The 25710-nt window shown below is 28.9% G+C and carries 24 protein-coding genes and 1 riboswitch; of the genes, 1 reads left to right on the forward strand and 23 read right to left on the reverse strand.

Going from position 1 to position 25710, the window contains the following annotated elements; genetic code table 11:
* Position 1 precedes the first annotated feature (1 nt).
* The 22 genes from BR66_RS0112205 to BR66_RS0112320 all read right to left on the reverse strand — a co-directional run bounded on the left by BR66_RS0112205 (position 2) and on the right by BR66_RS0112320 (position 23448).
* Entirely contained in the window at positions 2 to 925 is a 924-nt protein-coding gene (locus tag BR66_RS0112205) for an ABC transporter ATP-binding protein (RefSeq protein ID WP_026883190.1), read from the reverse strand.
* Positions 926 to 1134: 209 nt separating this feature from the next.
* A complete protein-coding gene (locus BR66_RS0112210) occupies positions 1135 to 2118 on the reverse strand; it encodes an ABC transporter permease (protein WP_026883191.1) in 984 nt (327 codons plus the stop codon).
* Positions 2118 to 2861, reverse strand: coding sequence for an ABC transporter permease (locus BR66_RS0112215; protein ID WP_026883192.1), 744 nt, complete (start codon positions 2859 to 2861; stop codon positions 2118 to 2120). The genes BR66_RS0112210 and BR66_RS0112215 overlap by 1 nt, the downstream gene beginning before the upstream one ends.
* A 10-nt stretch (positions 2862 to 2871) precedes the next feature.
* Complete coding sequence (locus BR66_RS0112220; RefSeq protein ID WP_026883193.1) at positions 2872 to 3810, reverse strand: ABC transporter ATP-binding protein; 939 nt, start codon at positions 3808 to 3810, stop codon at positions 2872 to 2874.
* A 193-nt stretch (positions 3811 to 4003) separates the two neighbouring features.
* Positions 4004 to 4555 (reverse strand): MarR family winged helix-turn-helix transcriptional regulator, encoded by a 552-nt coding sequence (locus tag BR66_RS0112225; RefSeq protein WP_026883194.1) that lies wholly within the window; start codon positions 4553 to 4555, stop codon positions 4004 to 4006.
* 97 nt (positions 4556 to 4652) lie between these two features.
* The gene (locus BR66_RS0112230) at positions 4653 to 5927 is read right to left on the reverse strand and encodes an Nramp family divalent metal transporter (RefSeq protein ID WP_026883195.1); all 1275 of its coding nucleotides are present in this window, start codon (positions 5925 to 5927) and stop codon (positions 4653 to 4655) included.
* Positions 5928 to 5943: 16 nt separating this feature from the next.
* Positions 5944 to 7170, reverse strand: a complete 1227-nt coding sequence (locus tag BR66_RS0112235; protein WP_026883196.1) for a magnesium transporter MgtE N-terminal domain-containing protein — start codon at positions 7168 to 7170, stop codon at positions 5944 to 5946.
* A gap of 264 nt (positions 7171 to 7434) precedes the next feature.
* A riboswitch (M-box (ykoK) riboswitch) is annotated at positions 7435 to 7625 on the reverse strand.
* A gap of 82 nt (positions 7626 to 7707) precedes the next feature.
* Positions 7708 to 9819 carry a methyl-accepting chemotaxis protein gene (locus BR66_RS0112245; RefSeq protein ID WP_026883197.1) on the reverse strand — a complete coding sequence of 704 codons (2112 nt, stop codon included), beginning with the start codon at positions 9817 to 9819 and terminating at the stop codon, positions 7708 to 7710.
* 240 nt (positions 9820 to 10059) lie between these two features.
* Positions 10060 to 10878 (reverse strand): methyl-accepting chemotaxis protein, encoded by an 819-nt coding sequence (locus BR66_RS26655; RefSeq protein ID WP_026883198.1) that lies wholly within the window; start codon positions 10876 to 10878, stop codon positions 10060 to 10062.
* A 656-nt stretch (positions 10879 to 11534) separates the two neighbouring features.
* The gene (locus BR66_RS0112255; protein ID WP_026883199.1) at positions 11535 to 12035 is read right to left on the reverse strand and encodes a hypothetical protein; all 501 of its coding nucleotides are present in this window, start codon (positions 12033 to 12035) and stop codon (positions 11535 to 11537) included.
* 616 nt (positions 12036 to 12651) lie between these two features.
* Complete coding sequence (locus tag BR66_RS0112265) at positions 12652 to 14583, reverse strand: hypothetical protein (RefSeq protein ID WP_026883200.1); 1932 nt, start codon at positions 14581 to 14583, stop codon at positions 12652 to 12654.
* Positions 14561 to 15040, reverse strand: a complete 480-nt coding sequence (locus BR66_RS0112270; protein WP_026883201.1) for a hypothetical protein — start codon at positions 15038 to 15040, stop codon at positions 14561 to 14563. The genes BR66_RS0112265 and BR66_RS0112270 overlap by 23 nt, the downstream gene beginning before the upstream one ends.
* The gene (locus tag BR66_RS25705) at positions 15033 to 15176 is read right to left on the reverse strand and encodes a hypothetical protein (protein ID WP_156946283.1); all 144 of its coding nucleotides are present in this window, start codon (positions 15174 to 15176) and stop codon (positions 15033 to 15035) included. Before BR66_RS25705 ends, BR66_RS0112270 begins: the two co-directional genes overlap by 8 nt.
* A gap of 265 nt (positions 15177 to 15441) precedes the next feature.
* On the reverse strand, positions 15442 to 16293 hold the full coding sequence (locus BR66_RS0112280; RefSeq protein WP_026883202.1) for an SIR2 family NAD-dependent protein deacylase: 852 nt from the start codon (positions 16291 to 16293) through the stop codon (positions 15442 to 15444).
* 351 nt (positions 16294 to 16644) lie between these two features.
* On the reverse strand, positions 16645 to 17010 hold the full coding sequence (locus BR66_RS0112285) for a hypothetical protein (RefSeq protein WP_026883203.1): 366 nt from the start codon (positions 17008 to 17010) through the stop codon (positions 16645 to 16647).
* An 805-nt stretch (positions 17011 to 17815) separates the two neighbouring features.
* Positions 17816 to 18355 (reverse strand): signal peptidase I, encoded by a 540-nt coding sequence (lepB, locus tag BR66_RS0112290; protein ID WP_026883204.1) that lies wholly within the window; start codon positions 18353 to 18355, stop codon positions 17816 to 17818.
* 34 nt (positions 18356 to 18389) lie between these two features.
* On the reverse strand, positions 18390 to 19040 hold the full coding sequence (locus BR66_RS0112295; protein ID WP_026883205.1) for an ABC transporter ATP-binding protein: 651 nt from the start codon (positions 19038 to 19040) through the stop codon (positions 18390 to 18392).
* Between the two features lie 16 nt (positions 19041 to 19056).
* On the reverse strand, positions 19057 to 19887 hold the full coding sequence (locus BR66_RS0112300; RefSeq protein WP_026883206.1) for a hypothetical protein: 831 nt from the start codon (positions 19885 to 19887) through the stop codon (positions 19057 to 19059).
* Entirely contained in the window at positions 19880 to 20602 is a 723-nt protein-coding gene (locus BR66_RS0112305; protein ID WP_156946284.1) for a hypothetical protein, read from the reverse strand. The genes BR66_RS0112300 and BR66_RS0112305 overlap by 8 nt, the downstream gene beginning before the upstream one ends.
* Before the next feature lie 130 nt (positions 20603 to 20732).
* Entirely contained in the window at positions 20733 to 21554 is an 822-nt protein-coding gene (locus BR66_RS0112310; protein WP_026883208.1) for a hypothetical protein, read from the reverse strand.
* Positions 21555 to 21785: 231 nt separating this feature from the next.
* Positions 21786 to 22232: a hypothetical protein gene (locus BR66_RS0112315; protein ID WP_026883209.1), complete on the reverse strand. Its 447-nt coding sequence runs from the start codon at positions 22230 to 22232 to the stop codon at positions 21786 to 21788.
* Positions 22233 to 23244: 1012 nt separating this feature from the next.
* Positions 23245 to 23448: an aspartyl-phosphate phosphatase Spo0E family protein gene (locus tag BR66_RS0112320; RefSeq protein WP_242841156.1), complete on the reverse strand. Its 204-nt coding sequence runs from the start codon at positions 23446 to 23448 to the stop codon at positions 23245 to 23247.
* 89 nt (positions 23449 to 23537) lie between these two features.
* On the opposite strand from BR66_RS0112320, the gene BR66_RS0112325 reads away from it, so the two are divergent.
* Positions 23538 to 23786 (forward strand): helix-turn-helix domain-containing protein, encoded by a 249-nt coding sequence (locus BR66_RS0112325; RefSeq protein ID WP_026883211.1) that lies wholly within the window; start codon positions 23538 to 23540, stop codon positions 23784 to 23786.
* A gap of 853 nt (positions 23787 to 24639) precedes the next feature.
* On the opposite strand, the gene BR66_RS0112330 is transcribed toward BR66_RS0112325, so the two are convergent.
* Positions 24640 to 25698 carry a hypothetical protein gene (locus BR66_RS0112330; protein ID WP_026883212.1) on the reverse strand — a complete coding sequence of 353 codons (1059 nt, stop codon included), beginning with the start codon at positions 25696 to 25698 and terminating at the stop codon, positions 24640 to 24642.
* Between the last annotated feature and the right edge of the window lie 12 nt (positions 25699 to 25710).

Below are 25710 nucleotides of genomic sequence, written 5' to 3' on the forward strand. Positions count from 1 at the left end.
ATTATTTTTCCTCCCCTGTAAGCTTCATAAATACATCTTCAAGTGATTGTGCATCTTGTTTGTCCATACCATAAACAGATATGCCTGCAGTTGTTAATGTTGTAATTATTTCAGGGACATGCTCCTGAGTAGTTTCAACATGTACTCCATCACTCATAACACTACTATTAATATTTACACTCAACAGTAGTTCTGCAGCTTTTTCATTATTATCAGTTTTTACAAGCAAAACAGTTTTACCATCCTCAGCAGTCATATTAATGATCTCTTCAACAGTTTTAACAGTTATTATCTTACCATTGTTAATTATGCCCACACGATCACACATTTGCTGCATTTCTCCTAGTATATGACTAGAAATGAGAACTGTAAGGTCAGTTTCTTTTGCAAGTTTTTTAAGCAGATTACGCATGTCTTTAATTCCTGCTGGATCAAGTCCATTTGTAGGTTCATCAAGTATAAGTAACTTTGGCCTGTGCAAAAGTGCTTGACCAATACCTAACCGCTGCTTCATGCCTAGCGAATAAGTTTTCACCTTGTCATTTATAGCTTTTTCAAGATCAACAATTTTCACAACCTCGTTAATCCTCGCTTCATCTACATTTTTATACATTTTGCCAAATACTCGTAGGTTGTCTAGTCCAGACATATACTTGTACATATCTGGATTCTCAACAATACATCCAATGTTGCGCATTGCACCTTTAAAGTCATCTTTTACTGAAAGTCCATTTACGAATACGTCCCCTTCAGTTATTTTTGATAAACCAACAATCATTTTTATAGTTGTAGATTTACCTGCACCGTTGGGTCCAAGAAAACCAAATATTTCTCCAGTATTAAGTTCCATAGAAATGTCTGAAACAATGGCTCGCTTGCCAATTACTTTTTTTAACTTATCAATTTTTAATACTACATTAGTCATAACATGCCTCCTGAAATTAATATTTAAGTTTAGAATATATTATTGCGCGGTAAAAGCATACCATATCATGTTTTAAATTGTCAATTATTCAAATATAATTAATTAAAGGTATATGATAGCTTTGTATTTAGAAAAAAAAGGCACACTAATAAAATAATGTGCTTTTTTTTGATTAATAAGAGATCATATTTATACCACTAGGTTAGCCTTTAAAATGCACCCTTCTTCATTTTCATTTTAGTAACACTACTACCTAATAGCCATAGAACAACAATCCATATAAGTAAATAAATAAGTTGTCCTTTGAATTGTAATATGCCATTCCCATTTTCTATTCCTTGAATCATAGTCATATATTGTTTTTGCGGTAATATGCTGCAAAGCAAATCAAGAATTTTGTTGTTTCCCGTAAAGGAATAAAAACAGCCTGCTAATATGCAAGTTATCATATAAATTCCACTGGCAGTTACAGATGCCTCCCTCTCGATAACCGCTACGAAAAATAACGCAAGTGATGTTGCTAATACACTAAGAATTCCAATCAATATTGCTAGCATTAAAAGTCCGTATCCGATGTCTGCATCAAAACATAGCTTTGTTATAACAAGCGCAATATATGTGGGCAAGAAAATAAATAAAAATGTCATAATTCCCTGTGCAAAAATATATAATCTTTCGCTGACAGGTGCCGTTAAAATACGTCTGAAGGTTTTTAAGTTTCTATCCTCAGGGAAAAGTGTTATCAAAGCAACCCCCTGCATTAATAGAATCATTAAAATAATTCCTATGATTCTTGCTCCTGCGCCTCTTGTAGATTGTTCACTTTGGTCACCTGGCAAAAGTTTACCTACTTCAAAAAAGTTTTTTATGCTTTTTTTATCTGCTTTACTCTTTATAGATGTTACATCATAAATTCCAGGCTTTTTTTCTTCTACAATGGCATCGTATTTAGACAAAAGAAGATCTGAAATTGCTGGTTTTTCTTTCATTACGTGAATTTTAATTCTGCTATCTTTGGAAACAATCTCCGTGCTATTTGAAACCAACGCAATATTTGCACTTCTATCCATTTTTCCAGAAAATAAAATGCCAACCCCAATCATAAGCGGTACAATAACCAGTGCCACTACAATAATCTCTTTCTTGGCTAAAATCCTTAGGAAATTATTTTTCAATAAATTTATTATATTCATTATACATATTCCTCCGGTTTAAAAGTGATTTGGCATATTAGTATGCAAACAATGGATCCTACTAGCCCAATTATCACAGCTAGTAGATATATGCTGAAGTCATTATCATATATAACCTTGAATGCGCATTCCGTAATCCACTTAACTGGTGAAACATAGGATATTGTCTCTACCACTTTTCCAAGACTAGCTACAGGAAAAAATAGACCTCCGAAAAACACAAACACCATTATTGGAATATTTATTACAGCATTTGCTCCCTCCTCACTTTTTAAAATACAACAAAACATAGTACCAATTGAGCATCCAAATAATGAAATTATATTGATTAGTAGCATAATGTACACAATATTTTTTCCGCCAAAGTTAATATTAAAAACAAATTGTCCTAAAAGCAATATAACGCTGTAAGAAATGGTAGCCAAAATATACGTGGAAAGCAATTTAGATAAATATATTTCTGTTTTTGAAACCGGTGCAAAGACAATACGACCGTTACCTCTTTTTACCGTTTCCTCCATGAATGTATTCGTAGCTGTGATTGCAATCATTAGAGCCGTAAAAATCATCATTGTTACGCCATAATAATCATAGGAGCTCACGCTACCTGCTGTATAACTGTTTTTTGTAACAAAGCCCATAATCCCAATCATTATTAGTGGAAGTACAGTATTAACGATTAGCAGCATTGGATTTCTAATGATATTCATAAAATCAAATTTTACTATTTTTATAAAGTTCATTTTTTTCCTCCTAGTCCCTCAGCTTTTTGCCGGTAAGTTCTAAAAATACAGTTTCAAGTGATGTCTCAACACTACTCATATTTTCAATTTTGCATCCCTTTTCTATAATAGAAGATATGATTTCATTCAGATTATCTTTGGACTTCTCCATAGTTATGGACGCTTCATTTTCAGTTATATTAACTTTTGTTACACCATCAATTCCAGTGAACTGATCCTTGCTTAATTTTCTTATATTATTTAAGTGAAAAGAATAGGTAACTTCATCATTCACTTTCTGTTTTAATTCCTCTTTTGTTCCTTCTGCAATAATTTTTCCTTCATCCATAATAATGATTCGATCAGAAATCTCCTCCACTTCCTCCATGTAATGTGTGGAGTATATAACTGTTGCACCTCTATTTTTCAGAATTTTGATAGATTCCAATATATGGTTTCTTGATTGGGGGTCTATACCAACCGTAGGCTCATCCATAATAATAAGTTTTGGGTTATGAGCAATGGCACAAGCAATATTTAGTCTTCTTTTCATGCCTCCAGAAAAGGTTTTTGGCTTGTCATCTTTTTTATCATAAAGACCTACTAGTTCCAATGCCTCTTTTGCATGGTCTTTCAGCTGTTTTCCTTTGAGTTTATACAGGCCTGCAAAAAAACTTACATTTTGCTCTGCAGTAATTTCTTCATAAATAGCTAGGTCCTGAGGAACAATTCCAATTCCAAGCTTTACCATCTTTCCTTCTTTTTTTAGATCATGCCCTAAAATAGTTATTTCACCATTATCAGGGGTCAGTATTGTGGCCAAAATATTGATAATCGTGCTTTTCCCTGCCCCGTTAGGACCTAATAGCCCTAATATTTCTCCCTTATTTACTACAAAGTTGATTCCATCAACAGCTTTTTTAGTATCATAACTTTTTTTTAAATTTTTAACTATAACGATATTATTCATTTTTATCCCCCTTCTTTTGGACAATATACTGTCTAAAAGAATAGTAACACAACATTTAATTTTAGTCAATATACTGTCTTTATTTATTTTTAACATTACATTAATTCCATAAATCCATTACTAATATTAATAAAAAAAAGAGGGATGAAAATGAATTTGTTTGTACAAATTCACTTCCATCCCTCTTAGCTTGTCACTTGCCATTTGTCTCTTGCCTTAGTCGTCCAACTTCCTTTATTACTCTAGTTAGTTCTTCTTGGTCTACTTCAATACCGACATTTCCTTCCTCTTCAAATCCATCCTGCTCTTCACCATCAAAACGGTACAATTTTTTCAACAATCCCCACAACGTTTCAATTTCTTCAGTTTTTAAATCCTTAAAAACATTTGCAAAAAAATACACACTTCTCTCAGATACTTCCACGCAAGCCTGTTTCCCGTACTCTGTAATTTTAACGTTCACCGCACGTTTATCCTGCTGACTTGGTACTGTTACTACATAACCTTTTCTCTCCATAATGGTTATTACTTGTTTTACACTTTGTTTTGTAGTACCCAATTTTCTAGCAATATTATTAAGTGTTGTTTGATCTTCTTGCAAATGACCAATGGCTACCATTGTCATAATCTGTCTTGATGTCATTGCCCCAAGATATTTATCTGCTTTTACTTGAATTTTATTTGCAAGAGAAAATAATGTTGCATAGGTTTGTTGCATTAAAAATATTTCTCTATAATCATCCATAATTTTCTCCTTCTTTATAGACACTATATTGTCTATGATAATAATAGCAGAATATATAGAATCCATCAATATAAGAAACCAAATAGAGACTACAACGTTATTTTATTATATGTTCCACCACAGGTAGAAAAATCATTATCACAGTTAAAACTACTAAGATGGTAATAGTTATCCACCCAATACCATTTTTAAGTTTTGTATTAACATATTCTCCCATGAGATCTTTTTTATTAACCATTAGCATCATACAAATAAGTACTACTGGTAGAAGCATACCGTTAATTACTTGAGATCCTAGTGAAACCTCAACTAATGGTACACCTGGAATTAATATTATTAGGGCGCCGATAATTATTATTCCAGTAAATAATCCATAAAACTCAGGAGCTTCTTTTAATTTATTATTGATTCCAGCTTCAAAACCAAAGGCTTCACAGATATAAAAGGCTGTAGCTAATGGTAGAATTGTTGCTGAAAATAAGGATGCAACTAAAAGTCCAAAAGCAAATATACTTGAAGCAAAATTTCCAGCCAATGGTCCAAGCGCAATAGCCGCATCTTTAGCTTCATTTATTTTAATCCCACTTTTATTTAGAGTAGCTGCGCAAGCTACTATTATGAAAAAAGCTACTACTACTGTCACGGTGCATCCAAGTATAACATCCATGAGTTCGTATTTGTATTCAGTTATTTTTATTCCCTTCTCTATAACTGATGATTGCATATAAAACTGCATCCAAGGCGCAATAGTAGTACCAATTAATCCAATTACTGTACTGATCCACCCCTCATCAATGCCCGTAAGATCAGGCCTAATTATTGATGTACCTATCTGATGCCAATCAGGATGGGCAAGTACTGCAGAAAAAACATAAGAAAGTAAAAAAACACTAAATACAAGGAAAATTTTCTCCACAGATCTATAAGTTCCTTTTACTACTAAAATCCATACTGCTATAGCCGCAAATGGAACTGTAATATATTTTGAAAGACTAAATACTTGCAAACTTCCTGCTACTCCTGCGAATTCAGTGGCAGTATTACCAATGTCTGCTATGATTAAACCTAAGAAGATAAAGAAGGTGATCTTTACACCAAAGTTTTCTCTTATAAGATCAGCTAGCCCCTTTTGAGTTACTATACCCATTCGGGCATTCATTTCTTGTACTACCAGTAATGCAATAAAGCATGGTATTAGCGTCCAAAGAAGCCTATATCCATAGGTAGCACCTGCTACAGAGTATGCTGTAATACCACCTGCATCATTATCTACACTTCCAGTTATGAGCCCTGGTCCAAGTACAGTTAAAAACATCATTAACCCTACAACCCAAGGTGCTTTATTTTTCTTAGCTTTTAAATTTTCGCTCATTATTCCCCCTCCTTATTTAACCATTGTTCCTTTTATTTTTAAGCAATTCATAAATTATATCATTTATTATTACATTACCAATTAGTTTCATTTCTTCACTAGTAACAGGAACTGCCACTAAGTTATATTTTGAAATATTTTTTATTAAAACATCAATGTGGTCAGTATCAAACACTGATATAAATTTTTTGTTCATAATATCACCCAATTTTTCATCAGGTCCAGAAACAATAATATCTCGTAGTGAAAGCGTACCTATTAACTTATCCCCTTCATCCACCACATAAATATTATAAATTTCATCTTCTTCAGGTTTTAATTGTCTTAGGTTCTCAACTGTTTGCTCTACAGTAAAATTATCTTTAAATGAAACAAAGTCTGTACTCATAAGACTTCCCACCACATTCAAATCATACTCAAGTAATTCTCTAATTTCATCAGAAGAATCTTTATCCATAGTATTTAGCAGTTCTTCTACTTTTGCTGCATCCATACCATCAAGAATATCCGTAGCTTCATCTGCAGGCATTTCTTTTAAAACTTCTGCAGCCTTATCTACTGATAAACTTTCAATAAAACTAACTTGAGCATCTGCTTCCATTTCTTCTAGAACTTCTGCCGCTGTTGCATTATCTAGTGATGAGAAAATAGTAAGACCTGTTTTAGCATCAAAGTCTTCAATAATATCTGCAAGATCTGATGGATGAAAAATGGATAAAGAATCATAAGTTTTTGAAAGAACAATATTTTCATTAGAAGACACAACTGCTTGAACATCCTTCCAAAGCATTAGCCTAGTTGAAAATTTAAGTCCAAGCTTTGTTAAAGGCTTTGAAATACCAATTCGTCTCAAAATACCTTCCATGCCAATGTCCACTGCAACCACATAGGCTCCAGCTTCTAACGTGGCAAGAGAAACATCATTTACGCGAACTACTTTTCTTCCATTCACATCAATAATTTGTTGATCTAAAATATATTTTTTTAAAAACAATGTAGTTTTAGATGGGTTTTCTTCTAATTTGTCACATTCTAAAACATATTGACCATTTTGCTTTGAAATTGAAAAATTCTTAAAATTATAATCCTTGATGCCTTTTTTGGTTTTTACCTTAGCAGTTGTTACATGCGGACTTTTTAACTCGTTTACAATACCAAGGTCCACTAGATTGCCAAGCACCTTCATTTCAGGAGAATATACTTTGTTTCCTAATATTCTACTTAAATAAAAATTGTTTTTCATGATTTACCCTCCTTTAAACCAGAGTCAATCTTTCTATATAAATTTAATTATATTACGTTTTTGTTATTATAACTTAAATTATTCATCATAATTAAGCTTAAGTAATTTTAATACCTATATAGCAATTGGCTATGGTAATGTTATAAATTTGTTCCATAACTATTAATAAATCATCACTCGCAGGGTCATCATCCATGCCAATCACCTCCTTAAAATAAAAAAATCTCTCCACAACAAGTGAAGAGATTCAATACGAATCAAATAAAGTCTTCTTCACTCGTTGAGTTTTAGCACTGTACAGCGTAGAACATAAATATTCATACTATTTATGAATATTGTCAGCTACATTAGGTAAAACCTTAATCCGGTAGTACCTGCTGACCCATTGGCGTCTCTCGACATTTCTGGGCAGTAGCGTATTTCTTATACAGTAACCTCACCTAACAAGAATATTAAATTGTTATTCCCAATTAGTTTTAATCTTATATTTTTATAATATGCGTAAAATTCATATGTGTCAATGTTTTTATATATCATCTACAATTTAAATTTAAGTACCATTTCGTTTAGCTTTTGTGCCATTTCAGCTTGACTTTGAGCTGTGAATGCAATCTGTTCTACTCCTTGAGATACTTCTTCTATACTTCCTTTTATGACATCTGTACTTTCAGATGAACTTTGTGCAAGCACAGACATGCTCTGCATTCCATCATTAACTTCACTAATAGTTGTAGTAAGTTCTTCAGTCATTAAGGCTATCTCCCCGGACATTGTGCTCATAAAGCTAGAATCATCATAGTATTGGATTCCCATTTTACCCATACCTTCAAGGCTTGGTTTAACATTTTGATTAATAAACGTCAATACTTCATTGCTATTTTGTGAAAGATTCTTAAATGCTGTTTGTACTCCACCAATTGTATTTTGAATACTTATAACAGCCTCTGAACTCTGTTCTGCAAGTTTCCTAACTTCTTCAGCCACAACAGCAAATCCTCTTCCCTGTACTCCAGCTCTAGCAGCCTCGATAGCAGCATTTAATGCTAATAAATTCGTTTGCTCAGAAATACTTGCAATAGTGTCTGCCATTACCAGTATATCTTCAACCACACTACCCTCTTGGATAGCTTTCAAAATACTTTTTTCTTTTTCTGTAAATACCTTTTCTATGCTATCAATAGCTTCTTTTCCTTCTTTTTGAACTCCAACTGCTCTTTCTTTTGCTTTCGTTGAGTTATTCTTTCCTTCAATTGATTTTCCTGACAATACATTTATCTTAGAATCCACCGCCTTAGCAGATGCAGTTATTTTATCTGAAGTTATACTAGTATCTTTAACTTTAATAGCTATCTGTTTTGTCTCATTATTTATCTGTTGGAATTTTGATGTCAATTCTTCAACTGTGGCAGAAAGTTCTTCACTTGATGCACTTAAGTCTTGGGAGTTTCCTGATATGCTTTTTATTAGAGTAACTAATTCTGTCTTCATAAGTATAAATGCATTTACAAGCTGCCCTACCTCATCCTTTGATTTTAGTAAATGATCACAACTGTCATCCCCTGATAAGTCAAAATCTGCTGTCCTTTTAACAAGTTTCGTGGTCAAAATAATAGGTCGTGATATTTTTTTGCTTATCCACCACCCTATTATGGCGAATATAATTGTAAGAAATAAAGCAAGACCAATAATAATCTTCTCTAGGTTGTTTATCCTACTGAAGATATCAGAGCTTTTAACGTCTATAACCATGATATTACCATTTATTAACTTACTATAACCAAAAACATTTTCTTCACCATCAATTTTTCCATATGTATAACCATTTGTATTATTCCCCATGGTTGTTGCAACGGATTTCAAATCTCCATTTTGAATTTTTTGTAAATTATCTTTAGACGTATATGTCTTATCTACTAAAAAATCATATTTATCATTCAGCAAAAATGCATAACCACTATTATAAACACTTACGCCATTTATCATCTTAACATAATCGCTAAAGAATAGGTCCACAGCAAGAACTGCTACTAATTTATTATCCTTATAAATTGGTTTTGTATAAGAAATTCTCATATCTTTACTCGCAGCTTTTCCACTTGCGTCAACATGTGGGTCACTCCATATACCCTTTTTATTTTTCACAGGGTTATAGTACCACGACATACTAGTTTTATTCTCATTGAAATCTGCTAAAGTAAACTTGCTAGTTTTTACAAATTGTTTATCTTTGCTTGTCCCTTCGTAACAAATTTGGTATAGATCCTTTGTGACTTCAGGATTAAATATTAATGTAATTCCTAAACCCTTTTCCTGAGTCTCCCCTATTTTTTTAATTGTAGGATCCAGGGATGCTACATAAGCCTTAGCATATTCTGGGTCTGTATTTGCTCGATTTTCATCAAAAGTTGATGAAAATATATTTCCTACATTGTTTGCAGTATTCTCAGTGTTAAGTAACAGCTTATTTACATCATTCGCTTTATTAGCAGCGATATCTGTAAGCCTTGATTCGGCTTCACTTTGTATAACTGACTTACTCTGTATAGTACACACTGTAGCTATAATAAATGATGTCAACAAACAGCAAATAGTAATAGATGCTACTATTTTGTAACCAATACTTGATTTTAGTTTCTCCAACAGATTCAAATTGAATCCCCCTTATGTTGTCTCTTTTTTCGTAATCTTACAGGAATTATAAAATTATTTATAATCATTTTCAATATATCATTAAAGTTTCCGTAGATCCCTACTATTATTTTCGTATACCGGTGTTAATCCTTTACACAATATGAATGATGCATCTTAATAAAATTAGAAAAGCCAACAAATTGAATTAATATCCAATATGTTGGCTTATGTATATGCAGTTTTTTTATATGAATTATTTTAAACTATCCTTGTCATTTCAGCTAATACTTGCGAAGATGATGTAATTTCTTCTATTGTAGCCGTGATTTCTTGAGTTGCAGCAGATTGTGACTCTGCCATTAGGCTCGTGGATGTAATTTCCTTTATAATCTCATCTATGGAGTCCTTAATCTCCACAAGTGTTTTAGAAACCTCTATGGCAGAGTTTTTGCTAAGTACAGAAAGTTTCTTCATTTCATTTGCAACTACTGAAAACCCTTTTCCTGCATCACCGGCTCTGGCTGCTTCTATTGCAGCATTTAAAGCTAATAGATTTGACTTAGAAGAAATGTTTTGAATTGCATTAAGTAATAAATCTATCTTCTTTATCTTTTCATTAGTGATATTAGTATACCCTGTAATATTATCCATGGATGATACTAGGTTTTGTGAATTTGAAGAGAGTTCTTCAATACTTGCATTTGTCTGTTGTAATGAACTAAGCACATTTTCTGATGCTTCTTCTGCTTTTAATTGTTTACCTAAGCTTTTACCGGTAGCTACAGCACCAATAATATTTCCTTGTGAATCATTAATTGGATATACAACAGACTTAAAAGGTACTCCATATACTTCTTTGGGCACCATTACACTTTTTATCTTGCCCTCTTGCATTGCTGTATATATTGGATCAGCACTCGTAAGCTTTTTACCAATTTCAATATGTAAATCAATCGTATCACTAGCACGATAATACAAAAAATTAGTTGTATCTACTACAGCCACTGATATATCATCTTGTAATACATCTTTTAACACAGGCATAATATCCAGAAATGATTCAATTATTTTTTCCATGCGTCTATTCCTCCTATGAAACATTTTGTGGATCCGGTCCAAGTAATACACATTCACCTGTTATTATATTATCGTAATATTTAAATAGATTCTTAACATATAGTATTAAATCTTAGTACGTAGAATTCGTTTTCTCAATTAACGAGATTTTGCTAAAGAAGAGGTATTTTAAATAAATTTTCAAAAAAATCAAAAGCCTGTAATCCGCTGAGATTACAGGCTTTTCTTTGGTGCGTCAGAAGGGATTCGAACCCATGACCAACTGGTTCGTAGTGTGCTGGTTTGCTTTATTCATACTATAGTTGCTTATCTTAATCCCTTATAAATAGCCATTTTACAAATTTTTCTTAATGTGTCTCATCGTATAATTTAGTTGTTTTTCATGTCGGTAAATCCCAAATAAAACCCAATGGGATTTATCAATTATCAGATTTGATTACATTAAAATTGGAGACTACTTTGTGTGAGTAGTCTCCAACTGAATATTTGATTCTATATTGTTTTTCCATACTTGTATTAATGATTTAAACACTCACCTACTGATTACAAATCCGAACACGTAGTATTTATGGGGTTATATCTGATTACATGATGTTATATTCTATCAACTCTAGTAGCTATTCATATTATGTTTAGCACCATATAATTATATTGTTTCATATCGTATTAGGTGCGTGAATAGGTATATCTTTATATAAAATTTTCTCTTTATAAATTTTGTATTTTTCATCATAAATATTATTTAATTCAGCTAGTGCTTCTCTTAAATGATGTATTGGTTCAATTAGAAATTCTATGGTACCATCACCAATTTTATCATTTTCATATGACATATACATAGAAGTCCACTTATCTATTTCTGAAATTGGCAAAATCAAGTCTGAATCCAAACCTTCATTCAAAGTGATAATTTCAGAAATACTTCTTTTTGTCTTTTTTGTTTTAAATGTCAAAAAGGCATAGCAATCTTCAAATGGCAGATGTGAATCCATCACAGAATTTACAGGTGAATATGATTTAACGATCGAACATACCTCACCTATTTCTTCTTTTGTGAATATTGCTTTTTTAATGTCTCGTTTTGCATCTTTATATATTTCTGTTACCAAAAATTTAACTTGATTTTTTATTTCACCCACTTTTAACTGTAATTGCATACTTACGTTAAGTTTTCTTTTTTCTCTAGGAATATGTACAACTAAAAATTAAAAAATAGATGCTGAAGTATACAAATAACTAAATTTTACTAGAAATCCACCCAAATGATATTAAAAATCACTTAATGCAGGATATCCACTTAATCAAAACTCAATTAAAATAATAATAGCAAGTGATATTGTTAATAGTATAATAATGTCTTTTCTTAGGCAAAATATTGGATTCCTAAATATAATTAATGTTTTTTTCATAAACCCTCACCTTCATAAAAATACTACAACTCTGTTTTATTTAAAAAAATTAATATATTACCATTTTAGTATAAATCAGTAAATATTTTATTCTCATATACCATATTATTCAGTTCTCAAATGGTATCAAAACTTATTTAGGTATGCATAAACTTTCTAAACTCAATCATCCACTACTTTATATTTAAAAGTAGATTATAATTTTCTTGTTTTTAACGCACATGATGTATCCTGTGTTGATTTATAATATGCAAAGCATACTTTGACATTGCCTATAAGCATATTCTATTTGATATTTTTTATCACTAAAATTTATCAAAAGATAATGTCTCATTTAGTTATGAGTTATACCCATTATCAACATCTAAATTTCATTTTTGCTTAAATCTATCAACCCATTTTTACTAATCGTCTTTTTTTTCGTATCTTCATTTTTAAAAATATATTTAATGTATTTTTTCTCCTCTGCAGGAGGTGTATTGTCTACTATTATAATTTGACTACTATTTGATATAATTTTTAATAATTCATATAAATTTTTATATAATTCTTCATCCATAATTTGAAATTCTTCATCAGTCTCAGTATATATAGATTTATATGCTCCAAGGTACTTTCCTATTGTATCGAGCATCAGGAAATTAGGATGTTTTAATCCAAATTCAGGGAAACAGTTTTGCGTCGTGAGTATAGCCCCTAAGAAAGCGATTTGGATGCAAACCAAAACACCTCCGCTATCGTGTTCAAAAACACTAGCCTCATCATAGTATGGCATATAATTTTGGGTGGAGATATATGTTTTGTCTTTGTCTATAGAGTATCCCAATTTATCAAGCAAAGAAATATATGAGTCATTCATTTTCTCTAATATATTGTCTTTAAACTTAATATCTTTAAGCAACAAGTTCAAACTATCATTAAGATTATCTAATAGTTTTTGCTTACGCTCTCGCTCTTTTTCTTTCTCATCAATTTTATTATAAATTTTCATAACTTCTGAGAATTCAACAATATTCTTTCTATGCTCTTCAATAAGTATATTAATATTTTCAATTTCAGTTATATAGGGCAACTCAATTTCATCATTTTTTTTATACTTTTCAGCTGCATTCTGAAGAAACTGTTCTTTCGTCTGTAAATATTTTCTTTCATTAATCTGTTCTTCTTTATTTACATGTATTCCTTCAATTAAATGTTTTAACATTAGTATTTTTTCATCTAACTCATGGTCTACATTGAAAAGTATACTCTCATTAATGCCAGAATCCTTTATATTTACTAATTTTGAATTACACAATGGACACTGTAATTCATGCTTTATATCCTCTAAGTAGTAGTTAGCCTCTTTTGTAGCCTGAATTTCTTTTTTCTCATTAATATATGTATTCAACAAATGGTTTTTAGCGCTAAAATCTAGCTCTAGATCATTTATGTCCTTGTTTATATTCCCTATATTATCTATAATTTCTCTTATATCTTCCGCTATTTTTTTATAAACAGGGCTAACCTCACTTTTCTTTTCCTTTATACTTCTTATAATATTCTCTTTTTTTTTAATTAAACAATCTAGCTTTTCTTGTTCTAATATTCTTTTTATTTTAATATCTTCTAATGTCATAAAATCCGACTCGCCTAAATATATGTTCAATCCGGCAACTATCTTGGCTATGTTATTTATTTCGCTAGTCTCTCCAACAATTTTTTCTTTAATACCTTCTTTATCTTCAACAATAAAATTTGTTATTAGCTCAAAAGTAGGCTTATTCTTTCTTGCTTTGTTATTATCTCCATTTTTCAAAAAATTATTTGTGCCTAAATCGTGTTGATCTACATAAACAAATCTAAAAGCATCCCTGATACTAATCGTCTCCAATTGCCTATCAGGACTGTTTATCTTATGCTTTAATATTTTGCATGAAGGCATACCTAATAAATCTAATATAAAACTACTGAACGAACTCTTATCTATTACCTTGGGCGTAAAATCTGAAATTTGATTTAAATCACAAAAGTAGATATAAAATTTAGAATTAAGCCTCTTCAAATTCCTTCTAAATGTATATATTCTACCGTTTATTTCAATCTCTAGAAAAACTTTATCACAATATAAATCTAGCGCCTTTTGAACATTTAAATTAATCTTCTCTTTTCCAAAGATGTAATCAATTAATCTTAATACTAATGATTTTCCTGAATAAATATCTCCAGATATAATATTTAATCCTCTATCAAATTTGAGGGTTCTTCTATAATTTTCGCCCTCTACCCTTAGTTTACTTATATAAATTCCTTTCATAAACCTCACCCACAAACTTCCTATAATATTTGTTTTTATACTTAATTATTGAAGAACTCACTTTTATTTTTTCCTTTAGATCAATGAAATATGCTCCCTTCAATTCATTGATTACTGTTTTCCCTCTATCAGTTAATATTAGTGATACATCTGAAAAATTTTTACCACTATTACTTTCTAGCTCTATAAGCTCACTATTAGAAAGATAAATTAATATATCCTTCAAACTCTTATCAATTTTAAAATAATGATATTGGAACTCATTTTTGTCAACTTTGGATTCATTTTCTTCGTTAATATCTATTAAAGATAGTATATAATAAAATAAACGTTCATATATATTTATTTTCTTTTTTCTTAATGTAAGAACATATGCAGCTACAAGAAAATCAATAGTTAATAATTTCTTATTTTCGAAAACTAGTCTTATAGAACTAGGTACATCTACACTAATCATTTGTATCTACATCTCCCCAAAATACATCTCTTTTTTCGTCATTTGCTAGTATATGAATTAATCCTGTTTTTTGCACAGGTTTGGGCTGAACATAAATGTTTAAATTGCTAAAGTTACAGTGTCCTAAATTATCCATGACTTTTTCAACAAGTTTTTGGCTATTCTTGCTTTTCCTATATATTCTATATCTGATATCTGAATATACGTTGTAACATACGCTAAAGGCATCATCTACCAATTCAATTGGTAAATTGTATCTTTCTAACTTTCTTAAATAACCTTCTGCATAAAAAAACTTTTCTTACTATAGCCTATTGTTTCATTATCGATTTTTTCTTTTTTTAACTTTTTTACAAAGATCGCTCCTTCTAACTCTTTTAGTTCATCTCTAGTTGGAGGAGCTACAAAAAATTTCCAATTACCCGATCTGAATTAATAGCACTCAAAATTTCTCTAATTGCAGAAATATGTTCTTGAGTATCATTTGTATTTGTTACAGTGTATGGAATCACTGTTAAATTAAATTTATTCATAAATTTATGTTTTATTTCATCTGTTGGATTTGCTAATAGTATATAATGATAATCATTAAATATGGAGTTATATTTTTTCATTAAATATTCTATGTATATATCTGAATATGAGAAACCTATAAATAAAAAAGTATAACCACTTCTAAAAAAGTTAAAAAGAGATACATATTTTTCGTCTGAATATACCTCATCATATTTCGCTTTTGCTAATACTATAGATCCTGGATTTGACAAAATTCCATGCAAATGAACAATTCTCTTACCATCCTTCTCCATGGCCAAATCCTGTGTACTATTATCCGAATCACTTAATACTATCGGTTGAAATCCACTTTTCATATTGTTTGATAAGTAGTTATCATAATTCGTTGTTAAGTAATGAGGAGCATTCAAATTAGCTAAATCCGAATAATTATGTTCCGTAGCTTCCTTCTTTTCCCTATTAATTATATCTACAACTGTTTTCTGTATGTAAAAATCATTTTTAATACTATATCTTTTAATTGTTTCGATCGCATCCCAATATTTTTTATTTATTACTTCTTGTTCAATAACAGATTTAATATCTTTATCATCTATTAAATCTTCACTTAGCATTAAGATCAATTTTTCCCAGCTAGGGATGTTAAACGGAATAGATAATCCAGCTCCAATGAATGGCACCATTCTTTTTTCAGAATGAATTTTCCTCAATTTTCTAATGTCATTTGTAATATTCAAGTATATCCCCCTATTATTCCATTATACACACTCATATAGTTATTTAAAAATTAGTGCTCTAATCTTATACCTTCACAGTAAGTATTTTTAGGTTAATAACTCTGTTTTTGTATACTAATGTTATGGTTATGTAATATTTTAAATGTATAGTTGTACCATATGTTTTGTTTTTTACATATTTATCTCAGATAAAAGAATGTTATTTCACTATAGTAAAATTAATAGCTTAATTAAATTATACCTCTATTACTATTAGTGCCTCTCTTGAAGCTTTTCCTTCAATGACTCTAACTTATCAGTTCTCCATTATATATTAGTCTCTATACCCAAACTAATACTTTGTTTAATACCTCATCTAAAAATCGGATAGCATTTAGTATAGGATAAATACAAATCTTTATCTTCTGCCAAATAATCTTCTTTAGCTTTATTCTTATACTTCATATGCTTTTTTATAATAAACCCAATAACTTGTGAAAATTTACTTACATATGCTAACTTTCCTGAACATGCACCATCATTATAGGGGTCACACTTATCATAAACCCAATATTTACCATTATAATTACCTGCATACAATGATACTCTTGTTACCAGATTTTGTCCCCCACAATTTATGTGACACCTTACATTTTTAAAAGGTAATTTATCAAAAGCATTAACTAATTGTAATGCAAATACAAATTTAAGTCTTCCATTTAATCCATTATCATCCATTCATGAAAAATATTCCAATAGTACCCAATCTCCAGGTTTTTCTTCATGTTTTCCAAAATTCATATCTATTAACATATTCACTCTTACTAAATTCAAAAAATTAATTTTGCTATATATTTATTACATAATTCGTTACAAATCCTAAAATACCTTTATTCTTTATCAAAACAGTTTGAAAAAATTACAAAATAAAACTCTACTAGCATCTGGTTTTCGAATAGTTTTGAGGTAACTAGTCACATACATAAAGGAAAGAACTCTATAAAGAGGCTCTAGCAAATTGCTAGAACACCTAATATTGGCTAAAAGATTAAAACGCTAGGTGTTATTGTCTATAATTTAAATACTAATTTCATTTTTTTCGAACAGAAAATACTGCATAGATTTTCACCCTATGCAGTATTCTTATATTTTAAATGGTAGTTATACATCAATATACATTAATTGTACATATTGTGTATGATAACCATACACACCCATTGCTTTAATAAATCACACTATGGTTTTAATGTGAAACGCATGGCTTCTATAAAATATGATTACAGAATTCATATTTCTCTTTTTTAGGAAATGAAGTTTCCACCATCTTTGGTGGAATATTATCTGTACAATGGATCTTATCTTAGTATGAATTTCGTACTCACTGTAATTATAGTTGTCTGAATATTATTCATATGGTTCTTAGGTTATTCTTATTTTTGTGAAAAACTAAATGTCATACCAACTGTCATCCAAGTTGTGTACACTGGGAATGAGTAAGAATTGGTTTATTAAGCTACTTTATACCTAGTCACATAAACAGCAATCAAAAAATTTTAATACCATTTAATGGGAACATTTTTAATATAACATGACCTTTAATTGACTCGATATTAATATCTCCCAAATATCTACTATCCTCACTTACGGCTCTGTTATCACCAAGTACAAAAACAAAGCCTTTACTAATTATAATCTTTTGATTTTCATGTAAAAAGGTGCCACCATGTGTAGCAACCTTTTCCTTAATATAAGTTTCTTTTAATTTGGCCCCATTTAAATAAACATTACCATCATTAAGTTCTATTTCATCGCCTTCAATACCTATAATTCTTTTTATATATATATCGTGATTTGTATCTTGAGAATCAAAAACAATAATTTGTCCTCTCTTAAAATTATGTGTTAATAATGAAATTTTTTCAACAATAACACTATCATTATTAATAAGTGTTGGCATCATTGATGGACCGCTGACATGTGCCCTTGAAAAAATATACGCTTTGAATAATAAAGATATAATTATAGTTACACTTATTATTTTTATGATTTTTACTCGTTCATTTTTTGTTTTATTTTTTTCCATAGATACACCTCAGTTTGATACATATAAAATTTTATTATAATTTCCGAGACAAATTGCCATTATCAAATTCATAAATATAATCGCTTATTTCTTCTACATCTTGTGAAATATGGCTGGTTATAAGTATTGTCTTACCATTTTTTTTAAATTCAATTAATTTTTCTTTTATTAATTGAACACCTTCTTTATCTAAACCATTCATTGGTTCATCTAAAATCAATATTTCAGGATCTTCCATGATAGCTTGAGCAATGCCCAATCGCTGTTTCATTCCTAATGAATATGTTTTTAACTTTTTATTATTATTTATGTCTAAATCAACATATTTCATTGCATTTTCTATTTCTACATTTCCTATTTTATTATTTATATCAGCTAAAAACTTAAGATTTTCAAATGCAGTATACTGAGGTAAAAAACCAGGATGTTCAATTAAAACCCCGATATTTTCAGGAAAATCTATATCTGATCCAACTTTTTTGCCATTAACAGTAACATATCCTAATGTAGGTCTTATAAATCCAGCTATAGCTTTAAAAAGTAGACTCTTCCCTGAACCATTTCTTCCAATAAATCCATAGCACTTACCTTTTTTTATAGTTAAATTAATATTATTTAATACTTTTATACTTTTGTATTGTTTTGTTAAATTTATAATTTCTATTACATTTTCAGTAGAATCCATAAAAACACCTCTCTTATTAAATATTATCAATATCTCTTTTCTTGACTATTAATATATTAAAAATAAAATTAATAATTAAAAAAATGCATAAATACAAAATTGAAAACGATAAATTAAAATCTTTAAATCCGCCTTTAAAAAAATCATGTCTTATTAACATTTGTTGATTCATCAATATGAACTTATTTATATTATTGAACTTTGTTGTAATTACAGTAATAAAACAAATCATCATACAAATTACAGCTGCATGATTTGAATTGAAAAAAATATAATATATATTATTAATAAAGCTTATTAAACATATCATAGTACCAGTATTTAATAGTATTATATATAATACTATTAAATACTGGTTCTTATCCGCAGTTAATTGGTTGTAATTATTAATTAGAATATTAGTGTTTAGAAAAGATTTATACCCCATACGTATGAATATTGTGATAAATGAAGCACTAAATAATACTAAATAATATCTCACAACAATAATCCAAATAGTAATGTTATAGGATATACTCCAGTTCAATTTTAATTTTACTCTAGGCAAAATTAAAATAGTTCTCTCTCTAAATTTATGTATAATACCAGTGTTAATCAAATATACAATCATAATATTGGGCACCATCCAAGTTACAAATAGCGACAAATCTTTTGTAATATTAAAACTTGTATTTAACCCACCAAAAGCCAATATTAATATATCCCCCATAGAAACTGAATGCAAACCTGTTATATTTAGAATGCTTAACTGTATATTTGTTATCATAATTGATATTATTATTAATATTAATATATGTTTTTTGTTATTTGTACCTTTTAAATTTATCTTTAATAATTTTTTAATCACATTTAACCTCTAATTTTCTAATAAATATTAAATTAGTTGATATAAAAATACTTAAAAGTATTAAACTAATTATAAACGACTGTGTTAATGTAATATTATACATCTTTGTATTACCAAACTTATGAAAATATATAATTGCAATTGTATTTAATGAAATATAATTGAATATTTTAAATATTCCTATTGTCATGGAATACATATATTCGATTATACTTGCAAAAATATATATAATTACAATTAAATCACAAATATAAATACTTGAAATATAATTTGATAATGCATCTCTAAAACTAATAATTATAGCCGTAGCAATATATATTTCCGAGAAAGAAATTAATGTAGCTTGTACAGGTGTTAAAACTGATACAAAATTTGACAAAAAGAATATATCTAAGGGTTTTATATTTGTAGCTGTTGAACTCCAATTAGCTTCAAAACCAAAAAATATATAACTTATTACAAATGTTGACAGAAAAAATATAGTTGTAAGTAATAAACCTATAATTAAATTTACTACTAATCTACTTGCTATCCATAAAATTTTTTTTCTACTTCTTACAATTAGATGTTGGTTACATCCAATTTTTTTATTTATAATAGAAGTTACAATTACAACAACCGGAAGGTAAACACATAATATTATTGCTGGATAAGTTATAACACTAAAAAATCCATCCCAAACATTAATAGCTAAATTGTTTTTTGAAGTAAACACATTCAATTGCTCTATGACCTTATAAGATATAAATAAAAAAAACATAATACTAAAGCCTAAGATTTTTGAAATTTTACATACTTGTAAATTTAATTTAATTAAGTTAAAGATCGTACATTTTTTCAAGTTATTATTCATAAATATTCTTCTTTCGCGATTTAAAAATAAATATAGCAGAAAAAAATAATGTAATACATCCAAGTTCAATTATGATTTCATTAAAAGTTACTGTAGGTAGTAGATAGAACTGGTTTATTACTGTAGGTAAATACGACTGTATTCCAAAAGATTGCAATATTAAATCTCCTCCAATCCAAAATAAAAATGGAGAAATCATTACTGCAATTGTATTTTTTATAAATGAAGATACTGCTAATGCAATACCAGCATATGCAAAACCAAACATAAATTCAATAAATATATGTACTATTACATATAAATTAAAATTATATATAAGTAACTTTGAAAAAAATCCTCCATAAATACCTTTTGCCCAAAAGGTATCTATACTTCCACCAAAAAATATTTTTACAATTATTGTTAAAATAATTGTTGGGAATGAAACAGCTATACCCCCTGCCAATCCATTAGTAAGTAATTTTGCAACTAAATATTTTTTATGATTAATTCTTACATCAATGTATTTTATCATACCATTTTTAACATCATCTAGATATGATAATGAAAACGGCAGCGCAGCCATTATTGGCATAAAAGGTGTATATAATAGTAATGAATCAAACCAAACTGAATACATATTAAGTCCATTTTTAACCATCAATCTAGATTTTGCTTGAAGTTGTGGTGTTTGAATATCAGCACTACTATAATCAAAAAAAAGATATTTATGAATTTCATTGTACCCACCTAAAATGTGAATTAGTATTCCTATGAAAATAATAATTAAAAATTTTTTACTTAAAATTGCTTTTTTTAATTGGCTTTTTATCATATCTCATTCCTCTTCTTAATAAAAATTTATATATTATTGTATAATATATTTACTTACTAATAAACAAGGTAAAAAGCAATACCATTTATTGATATATCTTTTTACCTTGTATTTCTCAACACTTATATAATATCTAAAAATTCTATAATTTTCTAGTGAAATAAGGATAACATCAACAAAATACGCATATTAATGCTATTTTTTTAACAGTGAAGTTATCCAAATATATAACTAGTTTGTAGAATTTATGTCTATATATCCATATGCCGATCTAGAACTTACTTCAAAAGTTTGATTCAATACAATTAAATTATAGTAATATGAATAACTCATAGAGCTATTGGGAAAATTTTTATATCCACTACCTTGATGAACATCTACTTCATTAGTCCTAGGCTCACCATTTGAATTAACCATCTGAGCGGCTACATCATAGGATGGTCCATTTACTATACGAGTTAATGATATTCTTCCGGAGTTAGAGTTAGTGCAATAATAACCGTTTTCTGATGCAGTAAATTTAGCTGCTGGTAATGTTACTGACCAAGTATCTGCATGTACATTTGTAGCTCCAGAAATGACAGTAATAGCTGTAAAAACGAATGCCATTAGTGCACATAAATAAAATTTTTGTATGGATTTCATTTTAATAGAATTAGATGATTTTACAATTTCCAATTTAAACACTCCTTTGTTTATATATGGTATATCATATATAAATATTATTATAGCAAGCTTGTCTATATTTAGTATTATATCCCATATGTTCAATCTATTGTGTCGAACTGTGTATTAAATATAATATATTTAACGACAAATTTTTTCTATCTAATGGTAAAATACACATAGACAATCGTTATTCATAGTCCTTTCCTATTTCACTTAACAATTAATCTACGGTACCACATTCGGGCAATATGATAAAACATTTAATATATAGCATAGTACCTGCATCCGTATCATAAAGTGCAAAGTAAAGCATTAATATACAATAATATAAGCCTTTGATACACTTGCAATTTGGGAAGAATATATTTAAAAACATACTAAACAAGTACAGCATTAATAGTCCATTTCACTGGATTCTAATTCTTAATTTTCATCACACAGCAGCTATGCTGGTATTAGTCCATATTATGGATTTTTTGATTACATAAGGAGGTAGATAATCGACGGACGGAGTAAATATCATTATTCTTAAAAGACGAATTACCAAGACTATATGTTCTTTCCTATTTTTGACATATATTGTATTGAATTTTTTTCACAAAAAACATATATTTATGAACTATAAATATAACCCTAAACAAACAAATTTAATTTGATTGCATCTGGTGTATTAAACTCTACTTTAATCGGTAATTTTTTATAGCTATAGTATAAATATTTATTTCCTATAACAATTACTGATATAAAATCTCAAGAAGCAATTTTTCAGCCTTAGGTACTTCCTATTTAAATCTGATTTTCCATAAGTGTGATAGAATGTAGGAACCAAGTTCTTTAGAGAAATGGAGAATTTTGTGATGCTAATTAAAAAACATAAGAAATTGTAGTAACAATGACAAAAAATTTTAATACTGTTCTATTAACGTATAACTATATATAAAATAATCCTTTAAACACCATTTCGCTCTTTAATGAAAGGAAATATTATTCTGAATCTATTATTAATCATTTTCTATAATATTTACCTGTCTTTAATATATTCTATTATTATCATATCAAGCTCTTCGCTTATATTTAAGATTTCTTCATTGACAATACTAAATGAATTATTATCAATGCACTTATTAAGTTTATCTCTTAAAAGTTCTATTCTCATTTCAATTTTTAATTTATCCGCCGAATTTTTCGTAAAATCACATCCCAAACAAATTTTATGCGTTGCCAAAATGTTCATCTTTAGCAACATTATAGCAGTATAAAAATGTAAAATCAACATAAAAAGTTAACCTTTAGCACATAGGACGGTGTATTATTTTGAAAATTTATTGGTATAAAGGAAGTAAAAATATAATTGGAGCTAGAGTTAAAGAAGCTCGTAAGATGAACAAACCTGCTCTAACTCAAGAAAATTTAGCGGCAAAACTTGATTTTATGGATATTAAGCTTGATAGAATATCTATTTCAAGAATTGAATCAGGTGATAGATTCGTATCTGACTACGAAGTTGTTGCTCTTGCAAACTCCTTAGGAGTTACTTTGGATTGGTTGCTTCTAGGTAAATAATATTTAATTTTATTTGCCTTTGCTTCCAGGTACCTTTTGTTTGAAATTGCATCATTCCTATACCAAATTTATTATTTTTATTATGAATTAAAGTTGTTGCTCCTTTTAGATAACCTACATAGTAATATTTCAAACAGTATTCCACTAGCAAATCAAGCTATACCAAGCCCTCGACTGTATTTTATTATTACTTTATCGTGATTTTTATATTTTACAAAATGTTTATTAAAATACTATTAATAACAAAAAATAAATCCTACTGAGAATTTAATCCCACTAGGCTCTTAAATATAATTTTGACTGCTTAAACACCGATTTTAATATATTTTATTCTATCATCTTATCTTCATCTGTTACAATACTTTAGGTTCCTTTTTAAAATGGTAGCAAATCTTTGAAATTTGATATGCTTACTTTCCAGCCCCCATAATTTTATGGTTACCCTAGTAATTTCAAGTTACTACCATATAATATGCATATTGTACCTATGCCCTACTAATTATAAATAGCACTAGTTATCATGATGAATACTTAACCAGTCCAATTTTGGCTTGGTTCTATAATGTTGCAACTACGTCTTAAGCGTCTTTGTACTATATGCTTCTAAATCTAATTTAAAGGCTCATAGGCATGTTATTAATAATTCTATAATACCTACGAAATTAAAACACCTGCTATTTTCAGCAAGTGTTTTGTTTATTACCCTTTAAATTATATCTGTCTAAAACCTAAATTGGATGCAATAAATGGCTCAAATAAAAAAGGTGTATAGATAAAATAGCCTTTTTAGAAACTTTTCCTTCAATTTATAATATACAGCATTAAAATCAAAATTCTTTACTGTTTTCTATGTCTAAATGTCTAAATCTTCAACTCCCCCATAAATCATATCTATTGCGAGTTCTCTTGTTGTGTTCCCTCTCAATGTAGCATGAGTGTTTGTTATAGTAACTTTCTCTGGAAACTTAATAACCGTATTAAGTGGGTCATGTGAATCTTTATACTCTTTATACAAGTCCTGTATTTTAATATATTCATAATAAACACTTATATCATCTTCATTATCATCATTTATTAAATCTAATTCTACCCTCATATAATCTCTGTCCTTAGGTATTTTTATACCAGTGGAGACATTATACCAATAATAATCATTTAGACCCTCAAATGGGGAATACATATGTGAAATGTTTCTTTCTCCATTAATACTAGCGGTCGGCAATATTAATATATTTGAATAATAGTCTTCTTCTAATTTTACATCATCCATTCCAAAATATATTTCATTAGTAATTTTAATATTTGTAAATGGTAACGGAAACCCAACCATTAACTGATATGTATTCTTATGGTCCCACCTAATTATTTTTAATTTCATAAATTGTCCTGCAATTAGTAACGTATTTATATCTTTTTTAGGAGAACCTGATAATAATTGTTTTGGAGGAGGCAATTCACTTGATTTTTCTGTATTATTGAGCATCCAAAATATATACATGAAAAATATTAGTACAATACTAATTATAATAACAAGTATAACGGCAACAGCATACTCTGAATTGTTCGATACTGGTGGCTTAATAAAATATAAGATTGCTATGAATATTGCTATTACTATATTTAATGAAAACAAAACTAAATACAATATAGTTTTAGTAGAGTGACTTTTATTATTATAGATATGCTTATATTGAAAAAATAGCTTGTACAATTCTCTTTCATTTCCAAGGTTATTGAATTCATTAGGAGTTCTTGAAAAATTGAAAATCAGCCAGTATATATCTCTTAATTTTTGAATGTTCTGCTGCATATTTATAGATATAAAAATAGCGGATAATCCAACCAATGTTACAATTGTAGAAATAACTCCAAAAGAAAGTGTTAGTATATTGCTAAAATTTTTAAATTCCAAAATATTTTAACT

The sequence above is a fragment of the Clostridium akagii DSM 12554 genome, from assembly GCF_000686725.1.
Lineage (GTDB): Bacteria > Bacillota > Clostridia > Clostridiales > Clostridiaceae > Clostridium_I > Clostridium_I akagii.